This window comes from Streptomyces sp. NPDC090088 (genome assembly GCF_044747345.1).
GTDB lineage: Bacteria > Actinomycetota > Actinomycetes > Streptomycetales > Streptomycetaceae > Streptomyces.
Genome location: NZ_JBIVDZ010000014.1, coordinates 1 through 15,952 on the forward strand (window position 1 = coordinate 1; position 15,952 = coordinate 15,952).

Genomic DNA, 15,952 nt, shown 5'->3' on the forward strand with positions numbered 1-15,952 from the left:
CAGGGCAGACGTCACCTCCGCCGGGACGGTCACCGCCACCTCGCGAACCGTCGCACCCACATCCACCAGCGGATCCAACGCAACATCCGTCAACAGCGCATCCGGACCTTCACCCGCCACCACCGCACGCCACGTCGACAGCTCGGCCGCCCGTTCGGGCCGACTCGCCTCCGCCGCCAGCTCCCGCGCCCACGCCCGGAACGACACCGGAACCGGATCCAACTCCGCAGGACGTCCCTCAGCCAACGCCTTGCACGCCCGCTCAAGATCAGGCAGCAGGATCTGCCACGAAACGGTGTCCACGACCAGGTGGTTGGCCACCACGACCAGCCGACCCGCCACATCCGGACCCGCGTCCAGCCACACCACCTGCACCATCACCCCGGCCGCAGGATCCAACCGCCCCACCGCCGCCTCGACCTGCTCCCCCACCACAACAGCCGGATCAACCCCGACCACATCCACCCGAGCCACCAGCCCGGACACATCCACCGCATCCGCTCCGGGCACCACCAACACCCCGGACTCCGCCAACAACCGAGCCCGCAAGATTTCATGATGGTTCATCACCGCGTGCAGGGCGGCGACAAGCACCTCAAGGTCCAGTCCCGCCGGCGCCGCCATGACCGCCGGCTGGACGATCTGCCGTACAGCCTCTGGGCCGACCCGGTCCAGCAGTTCGCGCATCACCGGGGTCAGCGGCACCTCACCGACACCCGTGTCCATGACCTTCGTGGTCGCTTCCTCGGTCTCGGCCGCCACCAGTGCCAGCCGCTCCGGGGTCTTCTCCTCAAAGATCTGCCGAGGCGTCACCACCCAACCCGAACGACGAGCCCGCGACGCGAGCTGCATCGACATGATCGAATCGCCGCCCAACTCGAAGAACCCGTCTCCGACCCCGACTTCCTCCAGCCCCAACACCTCGGCGAACAGGACGCAGAACGCCTCCTCGGCGGGCGTCGCGGGCGCGCGGGTGACAACTGAGCTGGGGTCAGGCGCGGGCAGCGCGGCTCGGTCGATCTTCCCGTTGACGGTCAACGGGAACGCGTCCAGGACGACGACCACCGACGGAACCATGTACTCCGGCAGCCGGGTGGCGGCGAAGACCCGTACGTCCTCGGCGTCCACATCACCGACGGTGTAGCCGATCAAGCGGCCGTCACGAACCACCACCACGGCCCGCTCGACCCGCGGGTGCGCGGCAAGGACGGCCTCGACCTCACCGAGCTCCACCCGGAACCCGCGGATCTTCACCTGCGCATCCGCACGCCCCACGAACTCCAACTGCCCATCCGAAGTCCACCGGGCCAGATCCCCACTGCGATACATCCGCCCGCCATCACCGAACGGGCACGCCACAAACCGCTCCGCCGTCAGATCCGCACGACCGACATAACCACGGGCCAGACCCACCCCCGCGATATACAACTCCCCCGCCACACCCACCGGAACAGGCCGCAAGAACGCATCCAGCACGTAGGTACGGACGTTGGGCAGCGGACGGCCGATCGCCGGCGGGACGTCATCACCGGTGATGCCTTCCTCCAACAGGACGGCAGTGGTGATGACAGTGGCCTCGGTGGGCCCGTACGTGTTCCACACCCGGGCACCCGCACGCCACCTCGCCGCCAGACCGGCCTCAAGCCGCTCCGCACCCAAGACCCAGTTCCCCACTCCTGGAACCGAACCCGGCTCCAGCACCCCCAACAACGACGGCACCACACTCGCCACCTCAACCCCGGCAGCCTCGACCATGGCCGCCAGAGCACCGGCATCCTGCCGCTCCTCCGCCGTAGCGATCGCCAACGCGCCCCCGGCAGCCAGCGTCACCGCCACATCCAGCACCGCCGCATCAAAACTGAACGACGCGAACTGCAGCGCTGTCACAGCGGGTTCCACGCCCAGGACGGGACGCATGACCGACGCCAGGTGCGCCACGGAGGCATGCGCCACCGCCACACCCTTCGGACGACCGGTGGACCCTGACGTGTAGATGACGTACGCCAGTTGGCCCGGATCCACGGCGCTCTCCGGCCCCTCGCCGAACTCGATCTCCAGCTCCGCGGGCAGAACGGTCTCCACCTCGGCCGACAGCCGGTCCGAGGTCTCCTCCGCGACCAGCACCAACTCCGCTCCACTGTCGGCCACCATGAACGCCAGCCGGTCGGACGGGTACTCCGGATCCAGCGGAACGTACGCCCCACCCGCCTTCCACACCGCCAGGATCGCGGTCACCATCTCGGTTCCGCGCGGCAGGCACAGCCCCACCCGCGACTCACGCCCCACACCCCGCGCCACCAAACCGCGAGCGACAGCGTCCGAGCGTACGTTCAACTCGGCGTACGACAGCGACTGCTCGCCGGACCGGACGGCCGTCGCGTCCGGAGTTTCCACGGCCCACCGTCGGAACCGGAGGAGGACCGTGCCGGGCTCCATGGGTTGGGCGGTGGCGTTCCACTCCTCCACCACCGCGGCCCGCTCGGACTCGTCCAACAGCTCAAGCTCGGCGAGCCGGACCTCCGGATCCGCCGCGAGCCGCTCCAACGCGCGCACCACGCGGTCGATCAGGGTCCGGGCGGCGCCGCCGTCGAAGGCGTCCGGGCGATAGTCAAGCCGTAGCGTCAGCCCCTCCTCGGGCCGGACGCCCAGTGCCAGCGCGAAGCTCGTCGACTCGCGCGACGCGACGCCTGAAATCGTCAGGCCCGCCACTGACGGCTGTGCCGCCGGATCGCCCGGGTAGTTCTCGAAGGCCAGGAGCGTGTCGAAGGTCGCGCCGGGGCCGGCGGTCCGCTGTACTTCGCTCAGCCCGACATGCTGGTGATCCAGCAACGCCGACTGCCGCGCCTGAAGCGACCCCAGCACCTCACCCACCGACCGGGCCGCATCCAGATCGACGCGTACCGGCAGCGTGTTGATGAACAGACCGAGCATCGCCTCCATCCCCGGAAGCTCCGCCGGGCGCCCGGCCACCGTCGCCCCGAACACCACCTCACGACGACCCGTCAACTGCCCCAGCACCAACCCCCAGGCCAGCTGCACCACAGTGTTGAGCGTCACGCCGGCACCACGCGCAACCCGCTCCAGACCCTCGACCAGCCCCTCCCGCGCCTCGAACGTCAGCGACCGAGCCAACACGGCGTCCGTCCCCGCGACAGTGGGCGCGACGAGCGTCGGCTCCTCGACCGGCACCAACTCGGCCCGCCACGCCTCCAGCGCCGCCGACGTATTGCGACCGGCCAACCACGTCCAGTACGGCCGGGCCGACACCGGCACACCCAGTCCGACCGCCCGGCCGCCGGCCGCGTAGATCGCCCACAACTCCCGCATCACCAACGGGAGCGACCAACCGTCGAGGAGGAGGTGATGGAGCGTCATCACCATCTGGCAACGACGGTCGCCGACCCGCACCAGCGCCACCCGCAGCAACGGCGGCGCCGCCAGATCGAACCGCGCCGACCGCTCCTCGACACCCACCCGATCAGCCGCATCGTCACCCAGACCCGTCACGTCCACCTCACGCCACGGCAGTTCGGCCCCCTCAACCACCACCTGCACCGGACCCGCAACGCCCCCAACCTGCACGAAACCAGCCCGCAACGCCGCATGCCGATCCACCAACGCCTGCCACGACGCCCGCAGCACGCCCCCGTCCACCTCACCATCGAGCGCCACAACCAACTGCTCGACATAAACGTCCACACCGTCTTCATCGAAGAGCGAGTGGAACAGCAGACCCTCCTGAAGCGGAGCGATCGGCAGTACCTCCGCCAGCCCCGGAACCACCGCCTCGATCTCCTCCACCCCGGCCTGGTCCAACGCCACCAGCGGGAAATCGGACGGCGAGTGACCACCCGCCCCCGCCCGCACATCCGCGACCAGACCCGTCAGCGCATCAACCCACGCCTCCACCAATCCCCGCGCCCGACCGACACCCAACAACCGCTCCGGGTACGCCAACCGCAGCTCCAGCACCGGACCTTCCGCCGACTCCCGCACCAACCCCAGCAACTCCACCGCGTGCATCACCGGAGCGTCGGGCGCGCCACCGGCCCCGAAGCCCTCAGCAGAACCCACGCGACCGAGGTAGTTGAAGCCGACCTGCGCCGGCGGCAGAACCGCCAACTCGTCCACGGTCTCCGGGTTCAGCCAGCGAAGCAGCCCGTAGCCGAGGCCGTCCCCGGGTACCGCCCGCACCTGCTCCTTCACCCCGAGCACCGACACACCACCATCGGCGCCCGCGCTCAGCCGTACGGGATGCGAGGACGTGAACCAGCCCACCGTCCGCGACAGATCCGGGATACCCGGCAACGGCTCACGCCCATGCCCCTCGACATCCACCAGGAACCCGTCAGACCCGGCCCACTCGCCGACCGCCGCGGCCAGCCCGGCCAACAGCACCTCGTCCACACCGGCATGGAACGCCGCCGGCACCCCCGCCAACAGGGCAGACGTCACCTCCGCCGGGACGGTCACCGCCACCTCGCGAACCGTCGCACCCACATCCACCAGCGGATCCAACGCAACATCCGTCAACAACTCCTGCGGACCCTCCACCACCGCCCGCCATGCGGCCAACTCGGCCACCCGCTCGGGCCGAACCGCCTCAACCGCCAACTCCCGCGCCCACGCCCGGAACGACACCGGAACCGGATCCAACTCCACTGACCGCCCCTCGACGAGCATCGTGAGGGCCCGCTCGAGATCAGGCAGCAGGATCTGCCACGAGACCGTGTCGACGACCAGGTGGTTGGCTACGACGACCAGTCGGCCCGCCACATCCGGACCCGCGTCCAGCCACACCACCTGCACCATCACCCCGGCCGCAGGATCCAACCGCCCCACAGCCGCCTCGACCTGCTCCCCCACCACAACAGCCGGATCAACCCCGACCACATCCACCCGAGCCACCAGCTCGTCAACCGACACCGCGGGGCTCTCCGGCACCACCAACACCCCGGACTCCGCCAACAACCGCGCTCGCAGAACCTCATGACGGTTCACCACGGCCTGCACGGCATCGACGAGCGCCTCGCGATCCAGCCCCGGGGGCACCGTCAGCACACCCGGCTGGACGATCCGGCCTACCCGCTCCGGTCCGACCCGGTCCAGCAGCTCGCGCATCACCGGGGTCAGCGGCACCTCACCGACGCCGGTGTCCGAGCGCCGTGCGCTCTCCGTGCCGGACGAGGCCACGGCCACCTGTGCCAGCCGCTCGGGCGTCTTCTCCTCGAAGATCTGGCGCGGCGACACGGTCCAGCCCGCGGAACGGGCCCGGGACGCGAGTTGCATCGACATGATCGAGTCGCCGCCCAGCGCGAAGAAGCTGTCCCCGAGCCCGGCCGCCTCCAGCCCCAACACCTCGGCGAACAGGGCGCAGAACACCTTCTCTGCGTCGGTCGACGGGGCACGCGTATCGGCGGACGCGAGGTCGGGGGCAGGCAAGGCGTACCGGTCGATCTTCCCGTTGACGGTCAACGGGAACGCGTCGAGGACGACGACCACCGACGGGACCATGTACTCCGGCAGACGAGTAGCGGCCAGCTCCCGCAGCGCCTCGGCTTCCACGTCACCGAGGACATATCCGACCAGCCGACCGTCACGGGCCACCACGGCGGCCCGCTCGACCAGCGGATGACCCGCGAGGACGGTCTCGACCTCACCGAGCTCCACGCGGAACCCGCGGATCTTCACCTGCGCGTCCGCACGCCCCACGAACTCCAACTGTCCGTCGGCGGTCCAGCGAGCCAGGTCCCCCGTCCGATACATCCGCCCGCCGTCATCGAAGGGGCAGGCCACGAACCGCTCGGCCGTCAGGTCGGGCCGGTTGATGTAACCGCGAGCCAGGCCGGATCCGGCAACGTAGAGGTCACCCGTTACGCCGTCGGGGACGGGCCGTAGGAACGCGTCCAGGACGTAGGTGCGGACGTTGGGCAGCGGACGGCCGATGGCCGGCGGGGCATCCTCGCCGGTGATGCCCTCCTCCAACAGGACGGCGGTGGTGATGACGGTTGCCTCGGTGGGCCCGTACGTGTTCCACACCCGGGCACCCGCACGCCACCTCGCCGCCAGACCGGCCTCAAGCCGCTCCGCACCCAAGACCCAGTTCCCCACTCCTGGAACCGAACCCGGCTCCAGCACCCCCAACAACGACGGCACCACACTCGCCACCTCAACCCCGGCAGCCTCGACCATGGCCGCCAGAGCACCGGCATCCTGCCGCTCCTCCGCCGTAGCGATCGCCAACGCGCCCCCAGCAGCCAGCGTCACCGCCACATCCAGCACCGCCGCATCAAAACTGAACGACGCGAACTGCAACGCCGTCACCCCGGCATCCACACCGAGCACCGGACGCATGACCGACGCCAGATTCGCCACGGAGGCATGCGCCACCGCCACACCCTTCGGACGCCCCGACGACCCCGACGTATAGATGACATAGGCCAGTTGGCCCGGATCCACGGCGCTCGCCGGCCCCTCGCCGAACTCGATCTCCAACTCGTCGAGCCGCACCGTGTCGACGCCCTCCGACAGCCGATCCGCCGTCTCGGGTGTCACCACCACCCATTCGGCGCCACTGTCGGCCACCATGAACGCCAGCCGGTCGGACGGATACTCCGGATCCAACGGAACGTACGCCCCACCCGCCTTCCACACCGCCAGCATGGCCACGACCATCTCGGCCCCACGCGGCAGACACAAACCCACCCGCGACTCACGACCCACACCACGCGCCACCAAACCGCGGGCCAACGCATCCGACCGCGCATCCACCTCCCCGTAGGACAAAGCCTGTTGCCGGAACCACAACGCAGTCGCATCCGGCGTCCGCACCGCCCACCCACGGAACCGCTCCAGCACCGTGCCGGGCTCCGTCGGACGGGCGGTGGCGTTCCACTCCTCCACCACCGCGGTCCGCTCGGACTCGTCCAACAACTCAATGTCACTGAGACGCAGTTGCCGATCGTCCGCGATCTGCTCCAACACCCGGACCAGGCGGCGGGCCATCCGCAGGGCGCTCCGGCGCCTGAACACGTCGGCCCGGTAGTCGAGACGGATCGCGAGGCCGTCGTCTGGCGTAATCCCCAGCGCCAGCGCGAAGTTGGTCGACTCGCGGAGCTCGGTGGCTGTGACGGTGAGACCGTCGCCGAGGGGCTGGGCGTCCAGGTCGCCTGGGTAGTTCTCGAAGGCCAGGAGGGTGTCGAAGGTCGCGCCGGGGCCGGCGGTCCGCTGTACTTCGCTCAGCCCGACATGCTGGTGATCCAGCAACGCCGACTGCCGCGCCTGAAGCGACCCCAGCACCTCACCCACCGACCGGGCCGCATCCAGATCGACGCGTACCGGCAGCGTGTTGATGAACAGACCGAGCATCGCCTCCATCCCCGGAAGCTCCGCCGGGCGCCCGGCCACCGTCGCCCCGAACACCACCTCACGACGACCCGTCAACTGCCCCAGCACCAACCCCCAGGCCAGCTGCACCACGGTGTTGAGCGTCACGCCGGCACCACGCGCAACCCGCTCCAGGCCGTTGACGAGTTCGACACTTGCGTGGTCGGTCACTCGGTCCAGGACGACGGACGCCGTCGCACTCGGCTGGGTGGGCGCGACGAGCGTCGGCTCCTCGACCGGCGCCAACTCGGCCCGCCACGCCTCCAGCGCCACCGACATGTTCCGACCGGCCAACCACGTCCAGTACGGCCGGGCCGACACCGGCACACCCAGTCCGACCGCCCGGCCGCCGGCCGCGTAGATCGCCCACAACTCCCGCATCACCAACGGGAGCGACCAACCATCCAACAACAGGTGATGCAGCGTCACCACCATCTGGAACCGACGCTCACCGACCCGCACCAGCGCCACCCGCAGCAACGGCGGCGCCGCCAGATCGAACCGCGCCGACCGCTCCTCGACACCCACCCGATCAGCCGCATCGTCACCCAGACCCGTCACGTCCACCTCACGCCACGGCAGTTCGGCCCCCTCAACCACCACCTGCACCGGACCCGCAACGCCCCCAACCTGCACGAAACCAGCCCGCAACGCCGCATGCCGATCCACCAACGCCTGCCACGACGCCCGCAGCAGACCCCCGTCCACCTCACCATCGAGCGCCACAACCAACTGCTCGACATAAACGTCCACACCGTCTTCATCGAAGAGCGAGTGGAACAGCAGACCCTCCTGAAGCGGAGCGATCGGCAGTACCTCCGCCAGCCCCGGAACCACCGCCTCGATCTCCTCCACCCCGGCCTGGTCCAACGCCACCAGCGGGAAATCGGACGGCGAGTGACCACCCGCCCCCGCCCGCACATCCGCGACCAGACCCGTCAGCGCATCAACCCACGCCTCCACCAGCCCCCGCGCCCGACCCACTCCCAACAACCGCAGTGGGAACGCCAACCGCAGCTCCAGCACCGGACCTTCCGCCGACTCGCGCACCAACCCCAGCAACTCCAGGGCATGCATCACCGGAGCCTGCGGCGCACTCCCCGCCCCAAAGCCGTCGCCAGTCCCCACACGACCGAGATAGTTGAAGCCGACCTGTGCCGACGGCAGCCCCGCCAGCTCCCCAGCCGTGTCCGGATTGACGTACCGCAGGAGGCCGTAGCCGAGGCCGTCCCCGGGTACCGCCCGCACCTGCTCCTTCACCCCGAGCACCGACACACCACCATCGGCACCCACGTCGGCAGCCAATCCCACCGGATGCGAGGCGGTGAACCACCCCACCGTCCGCGACAGATCCATCCCCTCGGACAACGGCAACCGGCCGTGCCCCTCGACATCCACCAGGAACCCGTCAGACCCGGCCCACTCGCCGACCGCCGCGGCCAGCCCGGCCAACAGCACCTCGTCCACCCCGGCATGGAACGCCGCCGGCACTCCCGCCAACAGGGCAGACGTCACCTCCGCCGGGACGGTCACCGCCACCTCGCGAACCGTCGCACCCACATCCACCAGCGGATCCAACGCAACATCCGTCAACAACTCCTGCGGACCCTCCACCACCGCACGCCACGTCGACAGCTCGGCCGCCCGTTCGGGCCGACTCGCCTCCGCCGCCAGCTCCCGCGCCCACGCCCGGAACGACACCGGAACCGGATCCAACTCCACGGACCGTCCCTCGGTGAGGGCCGCATACGCGGACCACAGATCCGGCAGGAGCACCTGCCAGGACACTGCGTCGACGACCAGGTGGTTGGCCACCACGACCAGCCGGCCCGCCACATCCGGCCCGGCATCCAGCCACACCACCTGCACCATCACCCCGGCCGCAGGATCCAACCGCCCCACCGCCGCCTCGACCTGCTCCCCCACCACAACCGCCGGATCAACCCCGACCACATCCACCCGAGCCACCAGCCCGGACACATCCACCGCATCCGCTCCGGGCACCACCAACACCCCGGACTCCGCCAACAACCGAGCCCGCAACATTTCATGTCGCTTCATCAGGGCTGCCATCGCGTCGCGCAGCGCCGTCTCGTCCAGTCCAGCCGGCGCCTCGACCGCCATCGACTGGACGACGGCGCGAACGTGCTCGGCACCGACCCGGTCCAGCACCTCGTGCATCACCGGCGTCAGCGGTACCTCGCCGACGGCGGACTCCGCCGGGCGCGCGCCGTCCGCCACGTCGTCGAGCGACGTCGCCACGGCGGCCAACTGCGCCGGTGTCCGCAGCTCGTGCACCTGGCGGGCGCCAACGACCAGACCCTCGCGGCGGGACCGCGACACCAGCAGCATCGCTGTGATGGAGTCGCCGCCCAGCGCGAAGAAGCTGTCTCCGACCCCGACTTCCTCCAGCCCCAACACCTCGGCGAACAGGGCGCAGAACGCCTCCTCGGCGGGCGTCGCCGCAGCCCGACCGGCGCTCAGCGCAGTCTCCGGGACCGGAAGCGCGGCTCGGTCGATCTTCCCGTTGACGGTCAACGGGAACACGTCCAGGACGACGACCACCGACGGAACCATGTACTCCGGCAGCCGGGCGGCCGCGAACTCCCGTACTTCCTCGCCGTCCGCGCCCCCAACGATGTATCCGACCAGCCGACCGTCACGAACCACCACCACGGCCCGCTCGACCCGCGGGTGCGCGGCAAGGACGGCCTCAACCTCACCGAGTTCCACCCGGAACCCGCGGATCTTCACCTGCGCATCCGCACGCCCCACGAACTCCAACTGCCCGTCCGAAGTCCACCGGGCCAGATCCCCACTGCGATACATCCGCCCGCCATCACCGAACGGGCACGCCACAAACCGCTCCGCCGTCAGATCCGCACGACCGACATAACCACGGGCCAGACCCACACCCGCGATATACAACTCCCCCGCCACACCCACCGGAACAGGCCGCAAGAACGCATCCAGCACGTAGGTACGGACGTTGGGCAGCGGACGGCCGATCGCCGGCGGGACGTCCTCACCGGTGATGCCTTCCTCCAACAGGACGGCGGTGGTGATGACGGTGGCCTCCGTCGGGCCGTAGGTGTTCCACAGACGGGCGCCCGCACGCCACCTCGCCGCCAGACCGGCCTCCAACCGCTCCGCACCCAGCACCCAGTTCCCCACCCCAGGAACCGAACCCGGCTCCAGCACCCCCAACAACGACGGCACCACACTCGCCGTGACCACACCGGCCGCCTCGACCATCACGGAAAGAGCGGACGGATCCTGCCGCTCCTCCGCCGTAGCGATCGCCAACGCGCCCCCGGCAGCCAGCGTCACCGCCACATCCAGCACCGCCGCGTCGAAACTGAACGACGCGAACTGCAGCGCTGTCACAGCGGGTTCCACGCCCAGGACGGGACGCATGACCGACGCCAGGTGCGCCACGGAGGCATGCGCGACCGCGACACCCTTCGGACGACCGGTGGACCCTGACGTGTAGATGACGTACGCCAGTTGATCGGAGCTGACGTCCGGCAGCTCACCCGAGTCGGTCCCCAACTCGCCCACCAGGGCCGTCTCCACGTCCGCCGACAACCGGTCCACGGTCTCCTCCGCGACCAGCACCAGTTCGGCACCACTGTCGGCGACCATGAACGCCAGCCGGTCGGACGGGTACTCCGGATCCAACGGAACGTACGCCCCACCCGCCTTCCACACCGCCAGCATGGCCACGACCATCTCGGCCCCACGCGGCAGACACAAACCCACCCGCGACTCACGACCCACACCACGCGCCACCAAACCGCGGGCCAACGCATCCGACCGCGCATCCACCTCCCCGTAGGACAAAGCCTGTTGCCGGAACCACAACGCAGTCGCATCCGGCGTCCGCACCGCCCACCCACGGAACCGCTCCACCACCATCGACGCGTCCACATCCCGCGCCGTACCGCTCCACCCGCTCATCATCAGGGCACGTTCGTCGTCGCCCGCCACTCCGATCCGCCGCACCGGCGCCGTCGGGTTCTCGACCGCCCGCGTGACGAATCCGACCAGCGAGCGCAGAGCCCCCCGCACCCATGCCCGGTCGTAGAGCGCCGCGTTCGCCTCGACGGTGATCTCGGTCCCGGAGCCCGTCCGGTCGATCAGCACCCCGAAGTCCTCGACCAGTCGGGTCGACACGTCCCGTGCGACGCCTCGGCAGTCGCCGAAGGCCAACTCCCCCGTCCGCGGCAGGATGTTCAGGTAGGGCCCGAAGTGCCGGCGGTCGCCCTCCGGCCAGCCCAGGTCCCGGCGTAGGTGCTCGCCCCGGTACCGCTGGTGGTGGAGCAGTTCACCGAGGGCCCCGTCGGCCGCCCGGGCGAGGTCGAGGAGGCTCGCCCCGGCCGGGACCGGGAACCGTAGGGGCAGCATGTTCGCCCGGGTGAGGCGGGCCCGCAGGTCCGTCTCACCCACGCGCCCGGTCATGGGCAGGCTGAGCAGTGCTTCGGCCGAACCCGTCATGCCGCTCACGAAGGCGCCGGAGGCGGCGGCGAGCAGCCGGGACGTGCGCAGGCCGACGCTGTCCGCCGCGGAGCGCAGCGCGTCCGTCGCGGCGGGTGCGAAGCTGCCTGTCTCGCGCAGCACCGCTCCGGCCTCGGCCCCGGATTCCTGGAGGAATCCGGAGACACCGGAAAGACGCGGAACCCCGGCCAATTCCGGCCGGTCGGAGAATCGGTCGCGCAGATACCGTCGGTCGTCGGTGAATTCGGGCGAGTTCCGGTACCTCGCGTCCTCGTCAAGTGCCTCAGCCAGAGAAACGAACTCGGCCTCCGGATATACCGCGCCCACGACGAGGGCAGAATAGACCTCGGCGACCCGGCGCGCCATCAGTGTGCATGCATATCCGTCGAGCAGCAGGTGGTTATAGCCCTGGAACCAGCAGTACCGATGGGAGTCGAGACGGAAGAGCACGAACGAGAACAGCTGCTCTCCGAGCGGATCTTCCACGCCGGCGAGTTCCTCGCGCATCCGGGTTTCCATCCACGCCCGCGGGTCGCGGCCGCCCCCGTCCGGCTCCTCGATGCGCAGCGACCATCGTCGAGCGGGGTGCGGTACGGCGCGTGCGCTGCCGACCGCGTCCTCGGCGAATCGCACGCCCAGGATCTCCGTCTCCTCGACCGTCCGGCGCAGCGCGGCCTCGAAGGCGGGCACGTCCAGCGCGCCTGTGATCTCGACGGCCTGCCCGACGCTGTAGAGCGCGCGGGGGCCTCCCAGGCGCTGCGCGTGCCAGATTCCCTCCTGGCTGTCGGACAAGGAAAAGCTGCCACCGATTCGCTCGCTCATATCTAGGACTAACCCCTATTCCCTCTCCATGGGCATGCAGCTGCCCAATGCACCATTTCGCAGGAAACGCAAGGCAAGGAGCTTCCGCTCGGGAAGCTCCCGGGAATCCCCACCCGTGGACCGAAAAAGCCCGGTGAAACGTCGTCAAAGCCCGTTCACGACCGGGGCCGGTCAATCAGAACAATACCTATCGGGCGGTGTCGTCCAACCCGCCGTTCTGGTCACTTGGACGCGGTGGCCGTGCGCGGCTGTGACCAACCCTCGTATCGCTCCCCGGCCTTGACAAGGAGGGGAAAGGAGACCTCGACGACGAGCCCGCCGCCCGGCCTGGCGCGGGCGGTGAGGGTGGCGTCGTGGGCGGCGGCGATGGCGCGGACGATCGACAGGCCGAGGCCGTGGTGGCCGTCGCCGGCGGTGCGGTACATGCGCTGGAACGGTTCGAAGAGCTGGTCGACCCGGTCCTTGGGAACCTCGGGGCCGGTGTTGGAGACCGTGAGGACGGCGCGCCGGTCGTGGCGCCGCACGGTGATGTCCACGGTCCCGTCGGGAACGTTGTAGTAGGCCGCGTTGTGGACGAGGTTCGCGACCAGCCGCTCCAGGAGCGCGGTGTCGCCGGCGACCGGCGTCGGCTCGGTGTGGTCCTCGATCCGTACGCCGTTCCGCAGGGTCTCCGGGAGTTGGGTGAGCAGCACGGACTCGTTGATCTCGGCCAGGTCGACGGGCTCGGTCCGTTCCACGCCCCGTTCGCTGACGGCCAGGGTGAGGAGGGATTCCAGCAAGGCTCCCTGGTGGGTGCTGATCCGCAGCAGGCGCTCGAAGTTCTCGCGGAACGACTCGGCGGTGGCGTCGCGGTCGAGGAGGGACTCCTCCAGGAGGGCGCGTTCCACCGTGAGCGGGGTGCGCAGCTCGTGGGCTGCGTTGGCGACGAAGCGCTTGTGGGACTCCAGGGCTGCTTCGAGCCTGGCGAGGAGCCCGTCGATGCTGTCGGCGAGTTCGCTGATCTCGTCGCGGGGGCCCGCGACGGCGAGGCGCTCGTGCACGTTGCTGGCGGAGATCCGGGCGATGCCGGCATTGAGGGTGCGCATGGGCCGGAGCACGCGCCGGGCCAGGAGCCAGCTGAGCACGATGGAGATCGCCGCCATGATGGCGAGGGCGGTGCCGGACTGCACGAGGAGGTCGTGCATCTGGGCATCGTGCAGATGCTCGGTCTGCCTGCGCAGTTGGTCGTTGAGCCACGCGGTGAGGTCCTGCGGGGACCCGGAACCCGGGCCGGGCTGGATGACGGTCCCCGGTGACGAACCGTCTCCCGGCACCCCTTCGTCGTGTACGGCGGTGACGACGTTCTGGGTGGGACGGTTGACGAGCAGATAGGTGATGCCGAGCAGGACCGCGCCGGAGGCGATGAACAGCAGCCCGAAGAGCATGGCGAAGCGGACCCGGACCCGGCGGGGCGTGAGGTGGCGGACCAGGGCTCGCACCCGGGCGGCGCCGGGGCCGCTCAGCCAGGCACGGGCGCGAACTCGGAGACGGGCCAGCAGGGTTGTCGCCATGTCAGATCCGGTAGCCCTCTCCGGGCACGGTCTGGATCACGGAACGGTCGACGAGTTTGGTCCGGAGCCGGTTGACCGTGGCCTTGACGGTGGTGGTGCCGGGGTCGGTGACTTCGTCCCACACCTTGGCGAGCAGCTCGTCGGCCGGGACGGTCCGGCCCTCGGCACCGAGCAGGTAGGCGAGCACGCCGAACTCCTTCGCGGTGAGGGGAAGTTGGGTGCCGGCGTGACTGGCGGTTCGGCGGGCGGGGTCGAGCAGGAGGGAGCCGCGGGCGAGGACGGGTTCCCGCACGGGGTGAGCGCGGCGGCCGAGGGCACGGGTGCGGGCGAGGAGTTCGGCCCAGGCGAACGGTTTGGCGAGGTAGTCGTCGGCGCCGAGGCCGAGGCCCTCGACGCGGTCGGCGATGGAGGCGGAGGCGGTGAGCATGAGTACCTTGGTGCGGACGCCCTCGGTGGCGAGTTCGGCGCAGACGTCGTCGCCGTGCACGTCGGGGAGGTCGCGGTCGAGGATGACCACGTCGTAGTCGACCTCCAGGATGAGGTCGAGCGCGGTCCGGCCGCCGTAGGCGGTGTCGACGGCGAGGCCCTCGCGGCGCAGCACTCTGGTGATCGAATCCGCGAGCTCCGTGTGGTCCTCCACCACCAGTACTCTCATTGCTCCCCCTACGAAACACGGGTCACCGACGGCAGGGTCCCCCACGCCGGGTCACATCCGGGTTACTCCGTTCACAGGCTGGCGTACCGTCTCCCGCCCCGCAACAACACGCGCGACACCCTGCGGCCGGCGCCGTACGGCCCGCACCGTGCGGCCAGCGCCCTGCGGCGGCCTTCAGATCCGGTAGCCGACGTGCGGCAGTGTCTCGATGACGGGCGGGTCCCCGAGCTTGCGGCGCAGCCTGCTGACGGTGACCTTGACGGTGTTGCTGAACGGGTCGGCGTCCCGGTCCCAGGCGCGTTCGAGGAGTTCCTCGGCGGAGACGACGGCGCCACCGGCGGCGAGCAGGACCTCCAGGACGGCCATCTCCTTGGGTGACAGGTCCAGGCTGCGTCCGCCGCGGAGCGCGGTGCGGCGGGCGGGGTCGAGTTCGATGTCGCCGCGGGTGAGGACCGGGGGTACGGCGGGCTGGTCGCGTCTGTCGAGGGCCTGGACGCGGGCGATCAACTCGGCGAAGGAGAAGGGCTTCGCGAGGTAGTCGTCGGCGCCGAGGCCGAGGCCCTCGACCCGGTCGGCGAGGGTGCCGGAGGCGGTGAGCATCAGGACCCGGGACGGGCAGCCCTGCTGGACGAGGGCACGGCAGATGTCGTCGCCGTGCACGAGCGGCAGGTCGCGGTCCAGGACGACGACGTCGTACGCGCCGCTGGCGGCCCGGGTGAGCCCCTGCTCGCCGTCGTGCGCGAGTTCGACGTCCATGGCGTGCCGGCGCAGCCCCCGCGCAAGGCTCTCCGCGAGATCCCTGTGGTCCTCCACGATCAGTACGCGCATGTCCCCACCTTGGCAGCCGGCGGATCACACGGCGGTAACAGCGCCCACGGGTGGCCGGTAACAGCCTTCCGGCCGCCAGGAGTTGGCCATTCCGCCGCACGTAAACACTTGGTCTAGTCCTCTTGACGGAGACTCCGGCCGGTTGTTTGGTATATACCAAAGCCCTCACGGCCCTCTCCACCTGCCCCTTCTTCGCACCCCTCCCCCCTCTCCC

4 protein-coding genes are annotated in these 15,952 nt (G+C 70.0%); all 4 read right to left on the minus strand.

Annotated features, from left to right (window positions below; translation table 11 throughout):
- Positions 1-12,705, minus strand: a 12,705-nt coding sequence (locus ACIPSJ_RS48045; protein WP_401356056.1) for an amino acid adenylation domain-containing protein, incomplete at its 3' end; no start/stop codon positions are given.
- A gap of 221 nt (positions 12,706-12,926) precedes the next feature.
- A complete protein-coding gene (locus ACIPSJ_RS48050) occupies positions 12,927-14,255 on the minus strand; it encodes a sensor histidine kinase (RefSeq protein WP_401356059.1) in 1,329 nt (442 codons plus the stop codon).
- A 1-nt stretch (position 14,256) separates the two neighbouring features.
- A complete protein-coding gene (locus ACIPSJ_RS48055; RefSeq protein ID WP_401356061.1) occupies positions 14,257-14,910 on the minus strand; it encodes a response regulator transcription factor in 654 nt (217 codons plus the stop codon).
- A 174-nt stretch (positions 14,911-15,084) separates the two neighbouring features.
- Positions 15,085-15,738, minus strand: coding sequence for a response regulator transcription factor (locus tag ACIPSJ_RS48060; protein ID WP_359227312.1), 654 nt, complete (start codon positions 15,736-15,738; stop codon positions 15,085-15,087).
- Between the last annotated feature and the right edge of the window lie 214 nt (positions 15,739-15,952).